The organism is Fundicoccus ignavus (assembly GCF_009659375.1).
Lineage (GTDB): Bacteria > Bacillota > Bacilli > Lactobacillales > Aerococcaceae > Fundicoccus > Fundicoccus ignavus.
In genome coordinates this window covers 234,838-256,587 of the sequence record NZ_WJQT01000001.1, presented here as the reverse complement: position 1 = coordinate 256,587, position 21,750 = coordinate 234,838, and the positions used below count along the sequence as shown (strand labels likewise).

At 37.4% G+C, this 21,750-nt stretch carries 22 protein-coding genes; 4 read left to right on the top strand and 18 right to left on the bottom strand.

Going from position 1 to position 21,750, the window contains the following annotated elements:
- Positions 1 to 2: 2 nt before the first annotated feature.
- The 8 genes from GF867_RS01385 to GF867_RS01350 form a co-directional block, all read right to left on the bottom strand.
- Positions 3 to 314, bottom strand: coding sequence for a V-type ATP synthase subunit F (locus GF867_RS01385; protein ID WP_153831329.1), 312 nt, complete (start codon positions 312 to 314; stop codon positions 3 to 5).
- Positions 304 to 1,308, bottom strand: coding sequence for a V-type ATPase subunit (locus GF867_RS01380; RefSeq protein WP_153831328.1), 1,005 nt, complete (start codon positions 1,306 to 1,308; stop codon positions 304 to 306). The genes GF867_RS01385 and GF867_RS01380 overlap by 11 nt, the downstream gene beginning before the upstream one ends.
- An 11-nt stretch (positions 1,309 to 1,319) precedes the next feature.
- Complete coding sequence (locus GF867_RS01375; protein ID WP_153831327.1) at positions 1,320 to 1,901, bottom strand: hypothetical protein; 582 nt, start codon at positions 1,899 to 1,901, stop codon at positions 1,320 to 1,322.
- 45 nt (positions 1,902 to 1,946) lie between these two features.
- Positions 1,947 to 2,423, bottom strand: coding sequence for a V-type ATP synthase subunit K (locus tag GF867_RS01370; RefSeq protein WP_153831326.1), 477 nt, complete (start codon positions 2,421 to 2,423; stop codon positions 1,947 to 1,949).
- A gap of 33 nt (positions 2,424 to 2,456) precedes the next feature.
- Positions 2,457 to 4,418, bottom strand: coding sequence for a V-type ATP synthase subunit I (locus GF867_RS01365; RefSeq protein ID WP_153831325.1), 1,962 nt, complete (start codon positions 4,416 to 4,418; stop codon positions 2,457 to 2,459).
- On the bottom strand, positions 4,378 to 4,731 hold the full coding sequence (locus tag GF867_RS01360; RefSeq protein ID WP_153831324.1) for a hypothetical protein: 354 nt from the start codon (positions 4,729 to 4,731) through the stop codon (positions 4,378 to 4,380). Before GF867_RS01360 ends, GF867_RS01365 begins: the two co-directional genes overlap by 41 nt.
- 604 nt (positions 4,732 to 5,335) lie before the next feature.
- A complete protein-coding gene (locus GF867_RS01355) occupies positions 5,336 to 6,517 on the bottom strand; it encodes an acetyl-CoA C-acetyltransferase (RefSeq protein WP_153831323.1) in 1,182 nt (393 codons plus the stop codon).
- Positions 6,518 to 7,219: 702 nt separating this feature from the next.
- Positions 7,220 to 8,401, bottom strand: coding sequence for an acetyl-CoA C-acetyltransferase (locus tag GF867_RS01350; RefSeq protein ID WP_153831322.1), 1,182 nt, complete (start codon positions 8,399 to 8,401; stop codon positions 7,220 to 7,222).
- A gap of 225 nt (positions 8,402 to 8,626) precedes the next feature.
- Here GF867_RS01350 and GF867_RS01345 point away from each other — a divergent pair, with 225 nt between their 5' ends.
- Complete coding sequence (locus tag GF867_RS01345; RefSeq protein WP_153831321.1) at positions 8,627 to 9,550, top strand: LysR family transcriptional regulator; 924 nt, start codon at positions 8,627 to 8,629, stop codon at positions 9,548 to 9,550.
- A 209-nt stretch (positions 9,551 to 9,759) separates the two neighbouring features.
- Positions 9,760 to 9,960 carry a cold-shock protein gene (locus GF867_RS01340; protein ID WP_153831320.1) on the top strand — a complete coding sequence of 67 codons (201 nt, stop codon included), beginning with the start codon at positions 9,760 to 9,762 and terminating at the stop codon, positions 9,958 to 9,960.
- A 98-nt stretch (positions 9,961 to 10,058) separates the two neighbouring features.
- On the opposite strand, the gene GF867_RS01335 is transcribed toward GF867_RS01340, so the two are convergent.
- From GF867_RS01335 to GF867_RS01310, 6 genes are all read right to left on the bottom strand, one after another.
- Positions 10,059 to 10,724 carry an amino acid ABC transporter permease gene (locus tag GF867_RS01335; RefSeq protein WP_153831319.1) on the bottom strand — a complete coding sequence of 222 codons (666 nt, stop codon included), beginning with the start codon at positions 10,722 to 10,724 and terminating at the stop codon, positions 10,059 to 10,061.
- Positions 10,725 to 10,739: 15 nt separating this feature from the next.
- Positions 10,740 to 11,447, bottom strand: a complete 708-nt coding sequence (locus GF867_RS01330) for an amino acid ABC transporter permease (RefSeq protein WP_153831318.1) — start codon at positions 11,445 to 11,447, stop codon at positions 10,740 to 10,742.
- Positions 11,448 to 11,486: 39 nt separating this feature from the next.
- Positions 11,487 to 12,293: a transporter substrate-binding domain-containing protein gene (locus GF867_RS01325; protein WP_153831317.1), complete on the bottom strand. Its 807-nt coding sequence runs from the start codon at positions 12,291 to 12,293 to the stop codon at positions 11,487 to 11,489.
- 41 nt (positions 12,294 to 12,334) lie between these two features.
- Positions 12,335 to 13,063, bottom strand: coding sequence for an amino acid ABC transporter ATP-binding protein (locus tag GF867_RS01320; RefSeq protein ID WP_153831316.1), 729 nt, complete (start codon positions 13,061 to 13,063; stop codon positions 12,335 to 12,337).
- A 784-nt stretch (positions 13,064 to 13,847) separates the two neighbouring features.
- Positions 13,848 to 14,681 carry a YitT family protein gene (locus tag GF867_RS01315; protein ID WP_253940687.1) on the bottom strand — a complete coding sequence of 278 codons (834 nt, stop codon included), beginning with the start codon at positions 14,679 to 14,681 and terminating at the stop codon, positions 13,848 to 13,850.
- 187 nt (positions 14,682 to 14,868) lie between these two features.
- Complete coding sequence (locus GF867_RS01310; protein ID WP_172973923.1) at positions 14,869 to 15,747, bottom strand: DMT family transporter; 879 nt, start codon at positions 15,745 to 15,747, stop codon at positions 14,869 to 14,871.
- Positions 15,748 to 15,856: 109 nt separating this feature from the next.
- On the opposite strand from GF867_RS01310, the gene GF867_RS01305 reads away from it, so the two are divergent.
- Positions 15,857 to 16,513 (top strand): cyclic nucleotide-binding domain-containing protein, encoded by a 657-nt coding sequence (locus GF867_RS01305; RefSeq protein ID WP_153831313.1) that lies wholly within the window; start codon positions 15,857 to 15,859, stop codon positions 16,511 to 16,513.
- 108 nt (positions 16,514 to 16,621) lie between these two features.
- Here the strand turns inward: GF867_RS01305 and GF867_RS01300 are convergent, their stop codons facing one another.
- The 3 genes from GF867_RS01300 to GF867_RS01290 all read right to left on the bottom strand — a co-directional run bounded on the left by GF867_RS01300 (position 16,622) and on the right by GF867_RS01290 (position 19,892).
- On the bottom strand, positions 16,622 to 17,617 hold the full coding sequence (locus GF867_RS01300; protein ID WP_153831312.1) for an isocitrate/isopropylmalate dehydrogenase family protein: 996 nt from the start codon (positions 17,615 to 17,617) through the stop codon (positions 16,622 to 16,624).
- A gap of 26 nt (positions 17,618 to 17,643) precedes the next feature.
- A complete protein-coding gene (locus tag GF867_RS01295) occupies positions 17,644 to 18,951 on the bottom strand; it encodes a CitMHS family transporter (RefSeq protein ID WP_172973930.1) in 1,308 nt (435 codons plus the stop codon).
- Between the two features lie 233 nt (positions 18,952 to 19,184).
- Complete coding sequence (locus tag GF867_RS01290; RefSeq protein ID WP_153831310.1) at positions 19,185 to 19,892, bottom strand: DNA alkylation repair protein; 708 nt, start codon at positions 19,890 to 19,892, stop codon at positions 19,185 to 19,187.
- 387 nt (positions 19,893 to 20,279) lie between these two features.
- On the opposite strand from GF867_RS01290, the gene GF867_RS01285 reads away from it, so the two are divergent.
- Positions 20,280 to 20,558: a LysR family transcriptional regulator gene (locus GF867_RS01285; RefSeq protein WP_153831309.1), complete on the top strand. Its 279-nt coding sequence runs from the start codon at positions 20,280 to 20,282 to the stop codon at positions 20,556 to 20,558.
- A 2-nt stretch (positions 20,559 to 20,560) separates the two neighbouring features.
- Here GF867_RS01285 and GF867_RS01280 read toward each other — a convergent pair whose 3' ends face one another.
- A complete protein-coding gene (locus GF867_RS01280; protein WP_153831308.1) occupies positions 20,561 to 21,493 on the bottom strand; it encodes a nitronate monooxygenase in 933 nt (310 codons plus the stop codon).
- Positions 21,494 to 21,750 lie beyond the last annotated feature (257 nt).

Below are 21,750 nucleotides of genomic sequence, written 5' to 3'. Positions count from 1 at the left end.
TCCTACATTATCTTAATACCAACTGCTCGTTCTACATTTCCCGCAAATCGTTCTTTGCCGAAATTATTCGTTCCTGTATGATTAGGAATCAAAATGACAGCCGGTGTCACAAGTTCATCATAGCGTTCGAGAGTTTCTGGTATTTGTGCGCCTAATTGTTCTGTCAAGAAGATAATGCCGTACTCTTCTCGTGCTAAGCCGTCAACAACACGTCGCGCTTCATTCTCATCAGATGCAAAGAACACCTCAAAGCCAATCATTTTGAAGGCTAAAACCGAATCTTTGTCCCCAACAACAGCAATTTTATGAGACATAGTTCATTCGCATCCTTCCTTTAGTTTCTTCTATATTAATTTGGTTTTCTTTAGCAGATAAAACCAAGCGTAAATTACGCACTTCAGTTTCTTTCGCGTAAATGTAAGCTAACATTGGCAACGGACCAAACGCTTGTAATTTTGCATCTTGCATCTTACGCATCAAAGCATTATCTGTATAATAGTCAAATTTTATTGACGAAATACCGATCCCCGCCGTAATCAGCGATTCATTTAAAACATCTTTATATTTAGTTTCTGCCAATGATTGAATCAAGTTGCGAGCATCCCCAACACCTAATTGAATGAGTTTTTCAATTTCAAAAGATCCCGCATCAGATAGAACTGAACGCAAGAAGTTTTTGGTTCGATTCTGATATTTGGCTCTAATAAGTGTGGAAATATTCTTAAAGTCAATTTGCATATCAATCATTTCAATTATAGACGGATGACCAATTTCTGTAGCCAGCTGTTTAAAATGTTGAAAATAATGACGGTCAATTAAAACTTCAACTTGGTGAACATTTTTAAATTCACTATAATCTGTTTTCGCATCATTAATCGTATTTAAATAAGCTTGAGATAATACTTCTGATTTACCTAATTGCACAGCTTGACGTAGCTCCGTTAAATCAAAACGTCCAATGTCGAAATACATTTCACTAAAGTTTGTTTCGGCAATCCATTCTTTAATCATGACTTTGAGATTCTGATAGGTATAACGCAAGCTTGCCAATTCGACTAGTTTAGGATCAGGTGTTATACTAAATAACTTTTGATATGTTTCCACTAATTCTTCGGTAATCATATCGTCATAATTATGATTTTCTAAAACTTTTTCTACCTTATCACGGTAAGTCGTTTCACGCAAAATACTTACTGCATCTCTAAACGAATCTGCTGCTAACATTCGATCATAAATCGCCTGGTTGAGAAGGTCATTTTCTAGGACACGAATCGTTACGTTCAGTGAACCAAATTCGTTATCGTACATCTAATCCCCCCTTACTGATTAAATAGACGTGCTATTTCAACCGTCATTTTAGTTTTAGCATCTTGAATTAACGTTTCATTTAAGAAGTTATATTGAATGCCTCCACGTTCAATAATAAAACCACCTTCTTGAGTGATTATATTAGGTGATAGCTGTAACTGAACACCCTCTATATTAAGCGTGTCTAACCATGCTTGTGTAATTTTTTCTTGTGATACTTCTCCAAGTAAAATCATTAACTGACCTTGATGTTTAAATTGTTGTACAACATCTAGAAAGAATGCTTGTAGTTCTTCAGTTGAAATTTGATCCAACGCTGTTTGAGCTGCAGCAAACACTTCCTGTAACAGGCTTTGTTTTTCAGTTAATAATTGATCGCGATGCGCAATGTTCTGAGATTGGCGCGAAATTTGATAACGTTCTTTGATTTTCGAATCAATTTTCTCTTTTTCTACGTTCAGCTTTTCTCGATACTCATTTTTTTTCTTTTCAAGTGCTTTATGAGTTTCAATTCGACGATTCGCTACTTTTTCTTCTAACAAGTTTGTCTCTTTACTCACAACTCGTTCTACTAACTCGTTAATATTAGCCATTTCATGCCTCCTTTATCATATGTTTATATCTATAAGGAAAATCGCTTATAATACAATCATTAATAAAGAAGCAACAAATCCTAAAATTGCGTACGTTTCAACCATCGCTGAGTAAACAATCCCTTGTGTAACATTCTCAGGACGTTGAGCTAAAATTTGCATACCAGCAATTGATGCTTTTGCTTGTGAAGGTGCAGATGTAAAGCCAGTAATTGCAACTGGTAAACTAGCTGCTAATAAATACCAACCTTGAGAAGCGTCCATACCTGATTCGATGTTTAAAAGAATGATTAATCCGATAACGAATCCATATAAACCTTGTGTTGCTGGTAGTAATTGTAGAACTAAAGCTTGTCCGAATAATTCAGGCTTCTCTCTTGTTAATGCTGCTGCTGCCTCACCGGCCATACCTACTGCACGAGCGGAACCTGTACCAGCAAGAAAAATTGCAATCGCAACGCCCAAACCTGCTAAGAACATGCCTGTTTCCGGCCCGAAAAGATACTCAATATTAAATGACATTATGTTATTCCTCCATTATTTTAAATAATTATTTTATGATTTTTTTGTCCAAATATATTTTTCTAAAGTTTTTAGTGGATTAAAGCGTCTACCATCACTCTCGAAAAATTTACCAAAGAACTCAACATATTGTAAACGCATTGTATGTACGTAAGCTCCTAAATAAGTTATAAAAATATTTAACGCATGTAATAAAACAAATAGAATGACACCGATAGTAAAGCGTGCAATTGGTGGTAGCAGACTCAATATTAAGTTAAACGCCATTCCAATATTTGCACCTGCTACAGCTAGGGCCGTTAGGCGTGTATAACTCACTAAATCGCCTATAACACTCGCTACATCCATAATCCCAAAAGCTGCCTGTCCAACTCCAGCTAGCTTATTTTCGTTAGAGAATATTTTGACGATGAACATTCCCAATATATTGCCGAGTATTAATACTAAACCAGCGGTCGTTAACCAAGCAATATTAAAGAAAACCATGTTTATTGCAATCACCGCAACACCTAGCAAGATAAGCGCCCACTGAGCACCATCTAAATATGCTGACACATAATCTTTAACCTTAATTGCTAAATAAATTTTAATGCCGTAACCTAAAATCATATGGATAATTCCCAACGCAACCGATATCCCCATAACCAGAATAACATTGTCCGTTAGGTTCAATAGTCTAAATGGTAAGTCAAAACCGAGGAAACTTCCAAAAATCAAACCAAATAGCATCGTCCCATAAGAGAGTTGATTAAACATTTTTAAAGATAAACGCATCCCTTTCGACAACTCAAACGTTCTTAGAGCATACCAAGTAGCCAACCATAAAAGTAAGCCATAGCCCAAGTCTGCACTCATCATGCCGAAAAATGCGATATGGAACGGATAATACCAAGGAGTTGGATCAAATCCATTATACTTCGGCATTCCAAATTGAGCAGTGATTGATTCGAACGGTTTAACAAATTCAGGATTATCAAAAACAGTGGGCACATCGTCAATTTCTTCTTCTTGTACATCTGTTTCAAAGAAAGCAATCGACTGATTGTCACACATAGCTTGGATATGCTCAATGTGACCTGGTAGCTTATCTGCTTCCGTCCAACCGCTAATGACAAAAACGAATTCACTATGAATCATCAGCTCTTTAGCTTTTTCACGTTCACGCATATTATAAAAATATTCTTCTGCTAAGTGCAGATGTTCGCGTGTCTCATGGTATTTCTTCAAACTTTCTTTCTCTTCTGTGATTTTATGGATGATTTGTTTTTGTTCTGATAAGTTTGCTTGCAGCTCATCTTTAGGAAGACCTTTCTCTTGATAACTCAGTGGTTGAAATCCATAAATTTGCTGGATTTCACGACAAGCTTCAAGTTCGTCTACCGGTGTAACTAAAAGATAGCCCCAAGTATCACGTGATTGATAAATGTCCTCAGCATACGCAGTATCTAAGTCATTTACAGCCGCTTCAAAGACTTGTGCTTTCTCGGTTTCAACGGTTCCTACAAGGATCTCGAAATGCTTGAAAGCTTTCGTATCACTTGGCATAAATGTTAAATTTTGCCATTGTCTAAAAAACGCTTCTTCTTTTTGAAGTTCTTTCAATTTTTCGTTTAAACGAGTTAAGGTTTGTTCCATATAATCAACTCGATGAAGTAGCTTTTTATAATCGATTTCTTTAACACGACTTTCTAAATCAGCCAAAGAATAGATAGGACGTTTCTTTTTTAAGCTCTTGAACATCCCAACACTTGGTACAAACTGATCTAAGTATGCAATCGCATAGCGAATATCTTGTAATGTTTGAGTTAATTGTCCAACGGTTTCTTTACGCTCTTCAAAATGTAAAGCAATCAATTCGGGTTCTTCACCTTCAGAAAAAGCCTCTTTTAGAGAAATTACTTCTATATTATGCATCGCTTGCATGGCAACTAATACACTATCTTTTTCCTTTTGTTCAGCTAACAGTGTCAGCTTCTTCATTTTGGCGATTCCCATATTGATTCAGAACCTCCTTCAGTATTGTGTTCACAAGCTCTTCTTTCTGTTGCACGAACTTCATCTTTAACGTCGCTTTCTTTTCGCCCAAACTAACCACTAAGTTTTGTTGTTCAGCGGCTAGCTGATTTTCCAGTTCTGATTCCTTTAAAAGCGAATACTCTTTCAACTGGGATTGATAGCTACGTTGTAGTTCTTCTACTTCTTTATGATGCTTATTCTCAATTAGCTGAATTTCCTCAGCAAATTCACGCCTAATATATTCAATTTGAACTTCAATATCCCGTATATAATCAATGACTTTTATCGACATACTTTCCCTCTCTTTCTTTTTTATTTGTTATCTACTTGAACTTTCGTATTGAATTTGTTCATGCTTTTTAACTAATGATTTATATTTCGAAAGTTTCAATACTACTTTTATTACTTAGAAAAATAATCCAAATCGTTAACTTAAGTATATTGTAAGTGTATTCATCTCGCGAATATCAAATGATACCTATTGATATCGCTGAACACTCATTTTCTCTACACCCCTCCAGTTAATGCATGTTTTAATGGCTAGATAGCAGTTAGCTAATTTAAATTATAAAAAAAAGGCACACTCCATCCATGAAGTGCGCCTAGCACTACACTTCAACATATGTTCTCCTCACCCCTTGAAGAACTGATCCTTGAAGCATACTGCCCAACCATTAATTTAAATATTTTTTAATTAATTTCCCATGAGAAAGCTCTCACGATATATATAGTATACCATAAAATATTCCAAAGCAAATAGATTTCGACACATAAAGCTATAGTGATTAACTTTGTAAGCGATAACAATTAGCTATGGTGCTGAATTTTTTACGGTCAAAAATAATTCGATTCACGTGCAGAATTCAAATTTCGTCAACAAAATAAGTTGGACTCTATTATCTTTCTACAATCATTGAAATTCCTTGCCCACCACCGATACATAGTGTAGCTAATCCGTGTCGAGCATCACGTTTCTTCATTTCATGTAATAAAGTTACGAGAATTCTTGCACCAGAAGCACCAATTGGGTGACCTAAGGCGATGGCTCCACCGTTAACATTCACTTTATCCATTTCAATTTCTAAATCTTTTAATACACACAATGCCTGAGCTGCAAAAGCTTCGTTTGCCTCAACTAAATCGATATCATTAACAGTTAAGCCAGCTTTTTCCAATGCGATACGCGTTGCTGGAATTGGACCCGTCCCCATGATCGCTGGGTCTACACCAGCACTTGCATATGACTTGATTTTAGCCAGCGGAGTTAAGCCTAATGATTCTGCTTTTTCTTTTGACATTAAAACCAAGGCTGCAGCACCGTCGTTAATTCCTGAAGAATTCGCTGCTGTTACTGAACCTCCGTCTCGTTTAAATGCAGGTCTTAGCTTAGCTAAACTCTCTTGTGTCGCACCGAAACGTGGATATTCATCCGTATCAACTAAAATTGGTTCACCTCTTCTTTGAGGAACAGGCACCGCAACAATTTCTTCTTTGAAACGCCCACTTGTGACTGCCGCTTCTGCTTTATTCTGAGAAGCTGTTGCTAATTCATCTTGTTCTTCTCGCGTTAAACCGTACTTCTCCACAATATTTTCAGCTGTTACCCCCATATGATAGTTAGCAAATGCATCTGTTAAACCATCCTTCAACATTGTGTCAATTACTTGACCATTTCCCATACGCAAGCCCCAACGTGCACCCGGCATTACAAATGCAGCATCAGACATATTCTCAGTTCCACCTGCAACTACAACCTCTGCATCACCGGCACGAATACTTTGAGCCGCTAGCGCAACTGTTTTCAAACCTGACCCGCATACCTTATTAATCGTAAACGATGGCTTCTCAATTGGTATACCTGCTCCAACAGCTACTTGTCTCGCTACATTCTGACCTAACCCAGCTCCCAGTACATTCCCAAAAACAAGTTCATCCACTTCTTTAGGATTTAGTCCAATACTTTCAAGTGCACCTTTTACCGCTACTTTACCTAATTCAATCGCATTAACATCTTTAAACACCCCACCGAATGCTCCGATGGGCGTTCTTTGTGCTGCAACAATGACTACTTCTTTCATTATATTCCTCCTGCTTCATTTTCTAATTGATAATAACCTACCGTTTAATGATAGCGTTTTCTTTGTTTTGTAAAAAAATACCTAGCAATACTAAATATAAAACCCAACATATTGTAACTCAATTCTTAAGCAAACTCTCACCAGAGGTGAACCGTCATTCACCTACCTTATCTACTATTATATTAATAATCTAAATCTTTATCAATAGTTTTTAGAAGGTCATATATTATATTTAACATTTCCGTTAAGAAAGCCTCGGGCTTTAAATCTCATTTAGCAGTTTTAACTAGATTATATCGCTTTACTTTTGTTGGAATACTTAACGTAGTTCAGCGATTTGTTTTCCTTAGCGGTACAAAGTGAAATCGGTGTAGCTTGCTCTATCTACTTCGCTAGGCTCATAGATAGAGCCTAGCCAATTGAGCTGGAAAAGCATGAATGTCAGTGAGGCTTTGAAAACGGCCACGCCTTAGAAAACAATAAGTTGAGCGTAGCATAAAGCTAGGTAAATCAACATAAAAATTATTAACCCTTATATAAAAAAATCCCAACTGGTTTCCAAGCAAAGCGTATGGAGGTACTTTGCTTGTTCTAATTGGGAAAATTATTAAATCGTATATTGTGTAATTATTATTTAAAGTTGTTTTGTGTGTAATATTTTTATTATCGGTAGCTTAATTAGAAACAATTATTAATAACTTATTATCTTTCCACTACCATAGAGATACCTTGACCGCCACCAATACATAGAGTTGCTAACCCGCGTTTAGAATCTCGTTTTTGCATTTCGTGTAATAAGGTAACTAAAACACGTGCACCAGAAGCACCGATTGGATGTCCTAACGCAATTGCGCCACCGTTAACATTGACTTTTTCCATATCAACTTCTAAGTCTTGTAGTACACATAAAGCTTGTGCCGCAAATGCTTCGTTAGCTTCAATCAAGTCAATATCATCAATGCTTAAACCTGCTTTAGCTAAAACTTTTTGAGTAGCTGGTATTGGTCCAGTCCCCATGATTTGAGGGTCAACACCTGCCGTTGCATATGCTTTAATGGTTGCTAATGGCGTTAAACCTAATGCTTCTGCTTTTTCTTTAGACATTAAGATAACCGCAGCCGCGCCATCGTTAATTCCTGAAGCATTCCCCGCAGTCACTGAACCACCGTCATTTTTAAAGACAGCTCTCAATTTACCCATTGATTCCATTGTTGCACCAAATCTTGGACCTTCATCTGTATCAACTACCAATGCATCTCCACGACGTTGCGGCACTTCAACTGGAATGATTTCATCTTTAAAACGGGCACTTGTTACGGCTGCTTCTGCTTTATTTTGACTAGAAACGGCTAACTCATCTTGAGCTTCACGCGTTAAGTTATACTTTTCAACAATGTTTTCTGCAGTAACTCCCATGTGGTCGTTACTAAATGCATCCCACAAACCATCGCGCAATAACGTATCAACTACTTCGCCATTTCCCATACGCAAGCCCCAACGCGCGCCTGGCATTACATATGCTGCAGAACTCATATTCTCAGTTCCGCCCGCAATGACCACTTCGTTGTCTCCAGCCAGAATACTTTGAGCGGCTAATGCTACTGTTTTTAAACCAGAACCACATAATTTGTTTACTGAGTAAGAAGGTTGTGTATTCGGAATACCCGCTGCAATCGCAACTTGTCTCGCTACGTTTTGTCCTAATCCTGCACTCAGTACATTACCGAACACTAATTCATCAACTAAACTTGGATCCAAATTGATACTGTCCATGGCACCTTTTACAGCAATTTTCCCCAATTCTACTGCACTGACATCTTTTAGAGCGCCTCCATAAACACCTATTGGCGTTCTTTTAGCCGCAACAATTACTACTTCTGTCATAGTGCCCCCCCCTCTTTACAAATTTTATTTATAAAAACTCACATCATTATACCTTAGTTCCTATAATAATTTAAACCTTTCAAACTAAGGACTGATATTATCAGTTTAAATCATAGATTTTATAGATACCACAATAAAAAAATTATACCCGCTTATAACCATGTGTTATAATTAGTCCCGATTAGCTATACGTTTTCATTCATATAAAAATTAGGAGTGAGTTCTTTGGAAATTTCCCAACTTAGATACTTTGTCGCAATTGTCGAAAATGACTTCAATTTGTCGACTACTGCCCAAAAATTGCACATTTCGCAACCAGCTTTAAGTCGCTTTGTATTAAATTTTGAAAATGTTGAAAGAGTCGATCTGTTTGTAAGACAAAACGGACGCTTGAAAAGCTTAACTCCTGTTGGAGAACTGCTATACGCAAAAGGTGCCGAATTAGTTGAACAACACGAGAATATGATGAGTAGCATACGTGAGCTTTCGTCTTTTTATGGTGGAACCATTCGCATTGGTGTACCTCCACTTATTTTAAGCCTTTTATTCTCAGACGTGATGTTACAACTAATGACTAAAAATCCTAATGTTAGATTTATAATGGTTGAGGCAGGGGCCTTTGAACTGGAAAAACAACTATTGTTGGGACAAGTCGATATTGCCATTCTGTTAAAACCTAACTCACTCAATAAAAGTGTGTTTAATGAAGTCCACTTACATCATGATCAATTGAGGGCTTATATGCATCAAAATCATCCTTTAGCCGAAAAAGATAAAATATCTTGGCAAGATTTTAGACCCCACAAAATTATTATGTTTGACGAGTCTTTTATGATTCATCATCTACTTAATACAAAATTTAATATGCATAATAGCCACCAACGCCATGTTATTCATTCAAAATCTTGGGATTTCTTCATCGAAGCCGTTAAGACCAATGATTTTGTTACCATTCTCCCTCGCCCAGTCATGGATTTTATTAGGGGTGAAGTCATTGTTGAACGACCGATTGAGAATACAATCAACTGGGACGTGGTTGCAGCGTTTCCTAAAAAGAACAGTTATACCACTTTAGAAACTTATGTCATCGATAGTATAAATAACTATTTCAATGTTGGAAAAGATATTACTCCGATTGACGACAAATAGTTTTATCCATGAATGAAAGAACGTAAGTTTCCATTAAGTTCACTTAATCACTTTACTTAATATCTAAAAAAGTGTATAGTATACATTGTAGTAAATTTGTTAACAAAATTAAATTGGCTTTTATTCATATCATGATAAAATTCCCTCTTACAGTTTTGGAACGATGTATTACAAATATTACGTGCAAAAGCACATGGAGGAATTTCATTATGAATAACGGTACAGTTAAATGGTTTAACGCAGACAAAGGTTTTGGATTTATCGAACGCGAAGGCGCTGACGATGTATTCGTACACTTCTCAGCTATCCAAACAGATGGTTTCAAAACTTTAGAAGAAGGCCAAGCAGTTACTTTCGAAGTAGAACAAGGTAACCGTGGACCTCAAGCAGTTAACGTTAACAAAGCTTAATTTTAACTAAACTTTAACACCTCAGCATTCGTGCTGAGGTTTTTTGTTATATTTTGGCTGCAAAAAAACCTCCCACTTTACTGGAAGGATTACTATCTTTACTTTGTATATATCCATGATTTCTCTAAATGACGTGAGAAAGATGAAATCGAGAAGTTAACGACGAAATAGATCATCGCTAACAGGCCATATAATAAAAAGACTTGCTCGGTTGTTGAGTAACGCCCCATTAAAATGTTCGCTTTACCTAGTAATTCTTGTAGCGCTAGGACCGAATAAAGGAAACTCGTATCTTTAATTACGGTCACAAATTGTGAAATAATCGATGGTAACATGTTTCGGAAAGCTTGAGGCAGAATAATGTGCCACAAGATTTGTAAGTTAGTTAATCCTTGTGATTCTGCTGCCTCAATTTCTCCGGCATTCACACTGATTAAACCACCTCTTATAATTTCAGCCATTGCTGCAGTCGTAAAAACGGTAAAACTAACTATTCCCGCTTCCACCGACTTCAATTTAAAAATTAAAAAAATAACGAAAATCCACAATATATTTGGAACGTTTCTGACAAACTCAATGTAAATAATCGCAATCCATCGTAGAATACTCTTCGATCTAGCGCGCCAAATTGCTAATACCGTGCCAAATAGTGTGCTTAAACCAATCGATATTAACGATATATAAAGGGTTAAGCCGAGTCCATCCATCAGAAACTTCATGTTGTTATAGGTAAATATTTGTGCCGTTTGTTCTTGAAATGTCATACTGACTCCCCCTTTCTAACGTGCATAAGCTTTACTATTCTTTTCTTCCAAATGGTTCGCCAAAAACGTCAATGGGAAGCAGAGAATAAAGTATAAAAGAGCCGCAAATGCAAAAGCTGGCACGTAATGAAGATTTTGCGATGACCAGCTGTTGGCTCGGAACATAATATCTGCACCCGAAATAATCGCTACAGTTGAAGTGTTCTTGATTAGGTTCACTACCTGATTCGTCAGTGGCGGCAGAATAATTCGGAAAGTCTGAGGCAAGATAATATGACGCATTGCTCCCCAATATGTAAAGCCTTGTGAATAACCTGCTTCTAACTGCCCTTTAGGAATTGATTGAATTCCTGAGCGAATAACTTCTGCAATATAAGCACTCGTATAAACTCCCACACAGAGTATACCGATTGTATAAGTATCCCAGATTATCCCTACCATAGGTAAGCCATAATAAACAAAGAATACTTGGATTAACAATGGCGTATTCTGGAAAAATTCTACATAAATGCGTGTAATAATTCTAATTAATACATGACGTGAACTAGAAAGAATACCTAAAAATGTTCCTAACGTAAACGCTAAAATGAGGGCTCCAATTGCGAGCCCAATAGTATAAAGAAACGATTCAAAGAAAAGGGGCAGATCTTCCATAAGTGCTGCCCATCTTCTTAATGCAAAAGGTCCTTCTTCTAACCACGAGATAGTTGCCACAAATGACATGTGTTTTTCCTCCTCGGGTCTTAATATTGTGATAATGGGTTATTCTAAACCGTGTGTAGCTTTCATATCAGCTAATGTACCGTCTTCTTCCCATTTATCTAATAAATCATTTAAATAGTCATTCAACTCTGTATTATCTAATTTAGTTGTAACACCGTATTCTTGTGGCGCAAAACCAAACTCTAAGATTGATGTTTGATCGTCAACATAACCAGCCAAGATAGACTTATCAACTGCAAACGCATCAATACGATTAGCTGTTAAAGCTGCTTTTAATTCTGGATAAGTAGCATATTCACTGAAGTTGAATGTTAAGTCATCTTTAGCACCTTCTTCTTCAATTTTAGCTTGTGTTGTAGATGTTTGAGAAACCCCAATATTTTTACCTGCTAAACTTGCTAAATCTGAATAACCAGCATCAGATTTAACTAAGAAGCCAACTTCATCAGTATAGTATGGATCTGTAAAGTTATACGTTTCTTTTCGTTCTTCAGTTATCGTGAACGTAGCAATAATCATGTCAACTTCTCCGTTATCTAATAATGGTCCACGAGTCTTAGCTGTAACACCTGTAAATTCAATATTATCCGCGCTTCCTGTAATTTCTTCCGCAATTTTACGTGCTAAATCAATTTCAAATCCTTCGTGTTCATTCGTATCTGGACTAAAATAACCAAAACCTGGTACATCTTCTTTAACACCAACTTTTAACACACCAGCATCTTTAATCGCTTGTACTTGTGCTGGCAAAGCATCTTCAGCTAAGGCTGTTGCAGGTGCCAAGGCAACTAGACTTGTTAAGGCAGTAGCAGATAAAACTGTTAGTAATTTTTTCCATGTTTTCATATAATATTTCTCCTTTAACGTTAGCATTTTAGTTTGTTTTATTAATGAGCAATGATTTTACTTAAGAAATCTTTTGCTCGTTGATTTTGTGTTTGGGTGAAAAATTCTTCAGGTGGGCCTTGTTCAACAATTGTCCCCTGATCCATAAAAATCACTCGGTCAGCCACTCTTCGAGCGAAGCCCATTTCGTGAGTGACAACCACCATGGTAATATTCAACTCAGATAGTTTTGTCATAACATCTAACACTTCCTGAATTGTTTCTGGATCCAATGCTGACGTAGGTTCGTCAAACAGTATCACTTCTGGGTGCATATTTAAGGCACGTGCAATCGCAACTCTTTGTTGCTGACCACCCGACAATTGTGATGGGTAAGCATTCGCTTTGTCTTCAATCCCTACTTTTTTCAAATATTCCATTCCAGTTTTAATGGCATCTTCCTTTTTAACCTTCAAAACATTGATAGGAGCAAGTATGACATTTTCTAAAATTGTCTTATGTGAGTATAAATTGAAATTCTGAAAAACCATCGCAACCTTCTGTCGCACCTTCAGAATGGGGACTTTCTTGTCCGTTAAATCAAAACCATTCACACGCGCTGTCCCACTCGAAATATCTTCTAAGCGGTTCATACAGCGAATTAATGTACTTTTACCAGAACCCGAGGGGCCGATAATTACAACTTTTTCTCCTTCTTCAATATCCAACGAGACATTCTGCAATACATGGTGATCGCCAAAATATTTATTGACGTTTTCCATATGAATCATTTATTCACATCCTTCCAAAAGGAATTTATTTCCTTGATTGAAGATTATCAGAGTTAATGAGTAAAATCTAGTTTATTTTTCATTTTTATTTAATGTTATCTTATATAATTTATAAAAAACTCATTTTTGACTCCTTTGTCTTCTTAACCTGTTTTGTTACATTATCTAACATGTTTTGAATACTTTAAAGCACCATACTTTTTTTCAGTGGCTTCAAAACGCTTATTTCATCATAATAAGTCATTATTACAAATTTCATTCATTTTTAATGTTGAGTCATCTTTTTGAATTTTAAGGAATATTTTGATTATTTTATGTAATGTGGCCTTTTTGATTTTTAACCATAAAATTAATTTGTTAAATTTTTATTAAGAATCTTATTTTATTCCAATTTTCCAAAAGTTCGCCCATATAAATTTGTCTTTGTTGTATACAAAGTAGTAAATTGATCCAATTGAGTAAACTATTAACGAAGCGACCACCGTCTTGGAAAACCGATACAATGAGCGGAGTAAAAACTACCGACAATTTGCTCAACTACCAACACCAATCACCAAAGACGTAGCTCAGTGTGTCAGTTGCCTAAAGCGGTAGAAAGGGCAATCGGCGTAGCTTGCTCTGATTTTGAGCGCAGCGAATTAGTTAGAGCCTAGCCGATTGAGCTGGAAAAGACAGAACGCTAGTGATGGCTTTGAAATCGACCACCGCCTTGGCAAACTGACACACTGAGCAGAGGACAAAAAAAGCCCTCCACACCTTTCGGCATGCAGGAGCTCATTAATTTCTATGGTCTTTGAACTACATCTTCATCGCTTAAATAGAAGGTAAACCCCTCACCAATGACCTGTTGCACATCCGTAATAATCACAAAAGCCTTTGGATCGAGCTCATAAATAATATTCTGAACGTTAATAAGCTGGTGTCGATTAATCACAATATACAAAATTTGGTGGGCCTCTCTCGAATAATAGCCTTTTCCATCCAGTATCGTAATCCCACGGTCAACTTTTTCTTGAATAGCTGCCGCAATTGCTTCATGTTGTTTCGAGATGATTGTGATAGATTTTTTAGGATTAAAGCCTTCGATTATAAAGTTCAAAACTTTAGACATGACATATAACATAATCAAAGTCAGAATCGCTTTTTCTAGCCCAATTTGAACGGTTAACGGCGCGACTACCAAGAAATCGATTAACAACAACCCAGCTGAAACACCGATGCCGAGATACTTTTTCATAATCCAAGCAATGATTTCCGTTCCGCCGGTTGTCCCACCACCTAGTGATACAATCCCGATAGCTAATCCACTTAGCACACCACCCGCGACTGCCGCAACTACTGTATTGTCGGAAACAAAACTAAAACCAGTCGTATATTCTAACGCCACCGACATCACGAACATTGACACAATTGTGTACATAATTTGACGTTTCTCTAAATGTCGCCAGCCAATCACGAGCAATATCGCATTCAAGACAAAACTGACTATCGCTGGATTCCAGCCTAGCCAATAAAAAATCATCAAGGTCATACCTGTCGCCCCGCCTTCACCCAATGTATTGGGAATGACTACCGCATTAACGGTTAAGGCATATAAAAAGGTTCCAATTATTACCATAAGAATGGATATCCATGTATCTTTGCTTTTTAGAAATCTCAAACGACTCACCCTTTCCACACTTTCTCTTCATTATACACTTCTATCATTTTAATCACAGGGCTAAAAAGTAAGAATATGATGGGAAACAGTGGGATTTTGCTTGATGTATCACACTTCCTTCACAGGTTTTTAGTTAGTATTTTGGCTAAATTTTGTTAGTTCTTTTGATCGACACTTTCTCTGTCAGCATTGTTAGCAAGATACCTGTTGCAATGATGAGCGCGGCTTTTAGAGCGGGAACAGAGTATGTCTGTGTTAATATTAAATCCAAAGCAAGCCCCATTAGAACTTGACCAACGAAACTTAAGATGGTGAGGTTGAATGATGAAACTTTGGGCACAACGATATTTGAAAGATAAACGACCACTACACCTAGCACCCCGCCGAAATACATTAATGGATTATTTAATTTAAAAGGAACTGTTTCAATGTTTACAAAGAATAAAATTAGGATAGATACAATTAAACCAACGACATGATTCACTAAGGCTCCATGCATTGCTCCTATTTTTTCAGATAATTGAGTATTTACGGATCGCGACAGGACAACTGTTACTCCCGATGTAACCGCATATAAAACAGCTAAAATTGCACCTGAGACGGAAGTATCTAACAATTGCCAAATACCAAAGAGTGAAAAACTTAAACCTAATAGAGACGTTTTCTTAAACGGAATTTTCTTCATACCTAGTAGCCCAAAATGATCAAAAATAAGCGCAGTAATTGTTTGTCCGAATAAAGCCAAAGCAATAATGTTCGTGACACTTAGTTTGCTAAAAGCCAAGTTGTTAAAGACTACCGTAAAGACACCGATGGCGCCTCCTAAATAGATCCAAACTGGTTTAAAACCTGTTAATTTAATCCAGCCGTATTGCTTAAGTGTGAAGAATAATGAAAATATTGTCCCCACTAAATGAATGATTACTGTCGCTGGAAATACGCCATAATAGCCAGATAATCCTCCGTTGACTGAAATCATGACAGCCAGAATAATACCTGTTACAAATGCGAGCGATTGGTACATACAGCACCTCCTTAACACGATCATAACAAGTGTTTACGATTATTAATAGGACATATGTCATGGTCTTTTCAACGCTTCATATTATAATAGTAGATAGGAGGTGACGTTCATGAATAAAATCCCCATTACTAGCCAACATATTGAAGCATTAGCTAGCTATAATCTTCAACATCTTGGCGGTGATTCCATTCAAGCAGTTCATTTTAAACCTGGAGAGTTACTCTCTGAAGAAGGACAAGCACTTAATTGGTTTTTCTTAGTGGTGGAAGGTCGTGCTAAAATTTATCGAACGGGCACAAATGGTGAACAACATATTCTAGGTTATTATGCTTCAGAAGGCATTATTGGAGAAATCGAATTAGTGCAGATGCAGGCCAATGCGCATTCAACGGCTATCGCGATATCAGAAGTCAACTGTATTGGCATCCGTTACGCTTTATGCGCTAAAGAACTTCACCGTAATGTAATCTTCTTACAAAAAGTCGCAAGTAGTTTAGCGGATAAAGTTAAAGACAATGCAGATAATCTTGTTGCGCTTTCTTTGAATAGCGGCGAGCAAAGATTATGTGCCTATATTCTAAGCTCTGCCCACAATAACCTATTTCGTGATGTGCTAACAGACGTTGCGGCTTCAATTGGTATTAGTTACCGTCATGTCTTTAGAATTCTCAATAAACTATGCACCCAAGAGGTTCTAGAAAAGCAAACCAATGGCTACCATATTCTGAACCATGATTTATTAAGCGACTTGGCACAACCTAAATAATAGCCTAATCATCATTTGGCCAAAATATGCTTCAACATACAGCATGCTCAAAAAGCTCCCCCAAACAGTTTGTTCAAGAGAGCTCGTGGTATTTCATTTGATGGATTTTTACTGCATGGCAGCTAAGATTAAGTTTGTAAAGGCTGTGGTACCGATGTGGCCGCCTAAATCGCGCGTAAAATTATCCGGATGACTCAAGACTTGATCGAGCGCTTGTCGAATACGACTAGCAGCTTCGGACTCATTCAAATGCTCTAACATGAGGCAGGCACTTAAAATTAAGGCTGTTGGATTGGCTAAGTCTTTACCAGCAATATCAGGCGCCGAGCCATGCACCGCTTCAAATATAGCCATATTCCGTCCTAAATTAGCGCCTGGAATAATGCCTAAGCCGCCGACTAAACCCGCCATTAAATCTGACAAAATATCGCCATATAAATTCTCCGTTACGATGACATCAAACTGTTGAGGGTTAATGACTAATTGCATGGCCATATTGTCGACCAAAATTTCAGTAAATTCAATCGTTGGGTATGCTTTAGCAACTTCTCTGGCCACTTCTAGAAATAGCCCGTCAGTTAGCTTCATTATATTGGCCTTTGTCACCACCGTCACTCTACGACGCTGATGACTCACCGCAAAATCAAACGCTTGTTTAACAATTCGCTCAGATGCTGAACGAGTAATCACTTTAATACTATGCATTTCATCATCTGAAATTTTCTTTTCAAGACCAGCATATAAATCTTCCGTATTCTCTCGGAACAACACTAAATCTAAGCCTTCGAATAAAGATGGTGTTTGACCAACCGAACGGATTGGTCGCACATTCGCATATAGATCATATTTCTTTCTTAGTGCTACGTTTACACTACGATAACCTTGACCGATGGGTGTGGTGATCGGGCCTTTTATCGCAATTTGATTGCGTTCAAGACTATCATAGACAGCTTGCGGTACTAATTCCCCTGTTTCTTGCAGCACCGTTTCACCGGCATGCACAATTTCCCACTCGATTTTTGCGCCACTAGCATCAACAACTTGCATCATCGCTTGAGCTATTTCTCTACCTATTCCATCTCCTGGAATCATTGTTACTCGCATTTTTCACTCTCCTCCATTGATCACCGTTAACTTAAGTATATCGGCATTAAGCCTAACACTGCTCCTACAATTACGTACATCAAGAAGATGCCGATTGAAATTAAACCCGCTTTCTTTTGCCATGGTCCCATTTCAACGTCAGTCATCCCAAGCAAGACGTACACAAAAGGCACTAATGGGCTTAATAAATGGAAAGCTTGTCCCATTAAGGAAGCAAATGTTAATTGTAGCGGTGTGAAACCAGACGTAACCCCAGCTTCAGCCAATACGGGCATTACGCCATAATAGAAAGCGTCGTTGTTTAAAAAATAGGTACCTGGAACGGATAAAAGCGCCACAATTAAACCATAGAAATGACTCCAACTAGCTGGAATAATATTTAATAAACTATGTGCAATCGCATCACTCATACCTGATGCTTGTAAAATCCCCATAAATACACCTGCCGCAAAAACAGTCATCACAACTTGATTGGCTTCAGCTGCATTGCCATCAATACGTGCTTTCTGTTCTTTAACACTAGGATAATTAATTAATAATGTTAAAACCGTTCCAATCATAAAGATGATGGCTGATGGAATGCCGCCCCAAACCAATAATCCAATGGCCGTTAACGCAATTAGCGCATTAATCCAAACATTTTGCGGACGACGAATTTCTAATACTTCTGGATCTGTAATCTCCATAATGCTGTCTAATTCTTGACTACTTAACTTAATCACACCTAAACGTTGTCGTTCTTTTCGTCCCATTATATAAGCCACAACAAACAGATAAATCAAAGCAACAACCATCATCGGAACTAAACCACGCATCACATCTGATTCATTCACCCCCATTACCGCAATCGCTCTTGCAGTAGGTCCACCCCAAGGCAGTAAATTAATGATTGAATGAGAGGTCATGGTTAAGACGGCTAAATCCAACATTTTCATATTTAAGTGCTTATAAATCGGAATGAAAGCCGTACACACAATAATCATGGTCGTTGTGCCATCGCCGTTTAAAGAGACTCCTGCAGACAAAGCGACCGTCGCCAGCATAACTTTTAAGGGATCACCTTTCGCATAACGAATCATTAAGTTAGATAAGGGATCAAATAAACCAGCATCAATCATGAGAGAGAACATGTAAATCGCAAAGAATAACATAATTCCCGTTTTAGCGGTGGTCATCAGGCCATCCAATGCTGCTTGACCAATGTCAAACTCCCATAAACCAACTAACTGACCGACTACCGCCCATATCACTGGTAGAAATGCTAAACCGGCAAATGGGGATGTCTTTTTCATCATAATCAACATCATAAAAACAATAATTAAACTATAACCCATAAATGCTATCAAATTATGCCACTACCTTTTTATATAATATTTGTATATAAAAAGTTTATCGGTTAACCGCGGTATCGTCAAACCAACATTCCCATCGAATGTTAGTTTTTATGACACAGATCACACATTTTTCTCCTGTGTGAACAGCTGTATGTATTTAATTTAATAATTTAAAACAACTCAAACCTAAACATCATTCGTGTTTTTGTTGGAGTTGCGAACTTTTCTATCGATTAACACCTTACATAACGTCGTTTAAACCCTACTCTTCCACGTTCAACTTCCTTTTGAATACTCGCATAAGCATCTAAAATCTGCGGCTTTTTCTTACCTCTCAGAACAGTCACTTCCCCAATTTCATTCGCAATTTTTAACGCTCTATCATGTAATGGCTTATAAGATAGCCCTACCGTATAGACAAAATTATTCATTGAAGCTTTTGCACGTTCCGGAGCTGCATGAATCCCCTTCGCTACTTCATCTAACATGAGTGATAATTTTTCCGTATCAAATTGGTCATCTTTTAAACGTCCCAATAACCAACAATAACAACTATAGCCAGCTGAAACTCGCAGCTCTTCCCCAGAAGCAATCCATTTATCAGCGACAGATTGCGCAATCGGTGATTCAGACAAAGTCACTGCCACAACAAAATCAGATAGCATATAGAAGTAGGCTTGATCCATCCAACGATCAAAATCCGCCTCAGTCATCGCTTCTGCATCTGCTATCACCCCCGCAAAATACATTAAGTCATAATTACCAGTCGCATATAATTCCTCCGCTAAGGGCTGATTTTTCTTGATTTGCTTAGACAATGGTTTCATAGCACCCGTCGCACAACCAAAAACCGGTTCATGCGCACCATTAGCGATATACATTTTCTTCAAGCGCTCTTTGCTTAGAGTTTCTAACTCATGACTAACTGTTAATAAGTCCATTCTTACCACCCTTTCTTTACCAACGCATCTACTTATATATTATAGGTCAATCAACAGACACAAGCCAATTTCAACCAGAAATCCTTGGACGAATCCGAGTCCATTTAATTTACTTTTAGCCGTTTTTGCTCGATAATACAGCGATACTATGCGTAACTCAGTAACTTGTTTTACCCAAGCGGTACAAAAGGCAATCGGCGGAGCTACGCTGACTATTAATAAAGAAAGCGAATTAAAAATTCTGTATTAAGTATTTTTATATAACCTTTCGCTTATATCATTAAACGTTAGCGCTTTCTTAACTGGTTTAACTTATCGACCTATAATTAAAATAACAACTATCGATAACTTTAGAGTTATAATTAAATTTAAAAGGAGTCTATCTATATGAGCCTATTGAACCGTTTAGATATGTTTCAAGCAATCCTTGATGAAGGCAATATGACCGCCGCTGCTGAAAAATTATATGTTTCACAGCCTTATCTAAGTAAATTACTCAAACAAACCGAAGATGAAGTGGGCACTCCATTGTTCGAAAGACTACCCAGAGAAATGCGCATTACGATGGCTGGCGAACGTTACTATGTTTATTTAAAACGATTAGAATCGTTAGAAATGTACATGTCCGCTGATATCGAAATGATTGCTCAGCATTTACTGACTTAAACTTAATATTTAATTGTTAATTGCTTAGCAACTGCTTCTGCCTCTGAAAATAGGCGTTCAATTAATACTTTTGCTGGAAGAACTTCTTTTAATAAGCCAGCAATTTCACCAGCCATCGCTGAACCAGTTTCCATGTTACCATCATAAACAGCTCTAGATAATGAACCAACTGTTAATTTTTCTAATTCTTCATGCGGTGCATTTGCTTCTTCTAATTCAGCAAGTTTTCTTAACATTGTATTTGATAAAGAACGGACAGGATCTTTAGCTTTGCGTCCTGTAACAATTGTATCTGTATCATTTGCATCCATAATTCTTTGTTGGTAAGAAGCTGGAATTGGACATTCTCCAGCCATTAAGAATAATGTTCCTACTTGAATACCTTGTGCACCTAAAGCGTACATTGCTGCGACTGAACGTCCGTCACCTACACCACCTGCACCAAGTACTGGAATTTTTACTGCATCCACAACTTGTGGTAATAAAGCCATTGTAGAAGTTGAACCAATATGTCCACCGGCTTCTTGTCCTTCGGCAACGACTGCATCTACGCCTAAACTTTCCATTTTAACTGCGTGACGAACAGAAGCAACAACAGGAATTATTTTAACGCCGGCTGCTTTCAAAGCTGGAATATAACGAGCTGGACTTCCTGCTCCAGTTGTCACAACGGGTACTTTCTCTTCTATAATAACGTCTACTAATTCGTCACAGTTTGGCATTTGCAACATTAAGTTTACGCCGAATGGCTTGTCTGTAAATTCACGAACTAAACGAATTTCTTCACGTAAGTCATCTCCAGACATTCCGCCGCCACCGATAATTCCTAAGCCACCTGCTTCTGAAACTGGACCAGCAATTTTATGCGTTGCTATACGAGCCATTGCTCCTTGAAAAATTGGATATTCGATTCCTAATAATTGACAAATTGACATAATAAAACTCCCTTTCTTATTTCCACTTTTAATTGCTCATCACTGAACAATCTCTATGTGTATTATTAATCACAAACTTGTTTTTGTATAATTCATTTTATGTCTATTTTCGATAACCAGATTGGCAAAGTTTTGGTTAAATGCGTTTGAAACCTTATTTTGTCAGTGTTATAAAACGATATTGAAATTACTTCTTTCATTGTTTTCCTTGTGAAATAAATTCATTGAGCTTTAATTTTAAAAAAACAACCCAAATA

Bases quoted from the DNA above. Each gene is read 5' to 3' on its own strand.
- GF867_RS01370 (WP_153831326.1), bottom strand. From the start codon at position 2,423: ATGTCATTTAATATTGAGTATCTTTTCGGGCCGGAAACAGGCATGTTC.
- GF867_RS01350 (WP_153831322.1), bottom strand. From the start codon at position 8,401: ATGACAGAAGTAGTAATTGTTGCGGCTAAAAGAACGCCAATAGGTGTT.
- GF867_RS01325 (WP_153831317.1), bottom strand. From the start codon at position 12,293: ATGAAAACATGGAAAAAATTACTAACAGTTTTATCTGCTACTGCCTTA.
- GF867_RS01335 (WP_153831319.1), bottom strand. From the start codon at position 10,724: ATGACATTTCAAGAACAAACGGCACAAATATTTACCTATAACAACATG.
- GF867_RS01380 (WP_153831328.1), bottom strand. From the start codon at position 1,308: ATGTACGATAACGAATTTGGTTCACTGAACGTAACGATTCGTGTCCTA.
- GF867_RS01330 (WP_153831318.1), bottom strand. From the start codon at position 11,447: ATGTCATTTGTGGCAACTATCTCGTGGTTAGAAGAAGGACCTTTTGCA.
- GF867_RS01310 (WP_172973923.1), bottom strand. From the start codon at position 15,747: ATGTACCAATCGCTCGCATTTGTAACAGGTATTATTCTGGCTGTCATG.
- GF867_RS01305 (WP_153831313.1), top strand. From the start codon at position 15,857: ATGAATAAAATCCCCATTACTAGCCAACATATTGAAGCATTAGCTAGC.
- GF867_RS01355 (WP_153831323.1), bottom strand. From the start codon at position 6,517: ATGAAAGAAGTAGTCATTGTTGCAGCACAAAGAACGCCCATCGGAGCA.
- GF867_RS01290 (WP_153831310.1), bottom strand. From the start codon at position 19,892: ATGGACTTATTAACAGTTAGTCATGAGTTAGAAACTCTAAGCAAAGAG.
- GF867_RS01365 (WP_153831325.1), bottom strand. From the start codon at position 4,418: ATGGGAATCGCCAAAATGAAGAAGCTGACACTGTTAGCTGAACAAAAG.
- GF867_RS01315 (WP_253940687.1), bottom strand. From the start codon at position 14,681: ATGGTAATAATTGGAACCTTTTTATATGCCTTAACCGTTAATGCGGTA.
- GF867_RS01340 (WP_153831320.1), top strand. From the start codon at position 9,760: ATGAATAACGGTACAGTTAAATGGTTTAACGCAGACAAAGGTTTTGGA.
- GF867_RS01360 (WP_153831324.1), bottom strand. From the start codon at position 4,731: ATGTCGATAAAAGTCATTGATTATATACGGGATATTGAAGTTCAAATT.
- GF867_RS01300 (WP_153831312.1), bottom strand. From the start codon at position 17,617: ATGCGAGTAACAATGATTCCAGGAGATGGAATAGGTAGAGAAATAGCT.
- GF867_RS01285 (WP_153831309.1), top strand. From the start codon at position 20,280: ATGAGCCTATTGAACCGTTTAGATATGTTTCAAGCAATCCTTGATGAA.
- GF867_RS01375 (WP_153831327.1), bottom strand. From the start codon at position 1,901: ATGGCTAATATTAACGAGTTAGTAGAACGAGTTGTGAGTAAAGAGACA.
- GF867_RS01295 (WP_172973930.1), bottom strand. From the start codon at position 18,951: ATGGGTTATAGTTTAATTATTGTTTTTATGATGTTGATTATGATGAAA.
- GF867_RS01385 (WP_153831329.1), bottom strand. From the start codon at position 314: ATGTCTCATAAAATTGCTGTTGTTGGGGACAAAGATTCGGTTTTAGCC.
- GF867_RS01280 (WP_153831308.1), bottom strand. From the start codon at position 21,493: ATGTCAATTTGTCAATTATTAGGAATCGAATATCCAATTTTTCAAGGA.
- GF867_RS01320 (WP_153831316.1), bottom strand. From the start codon at position 13,063: ATGATTCATATGGAAAACGTCAATAAATATTTTGGCGATCACCATGTA.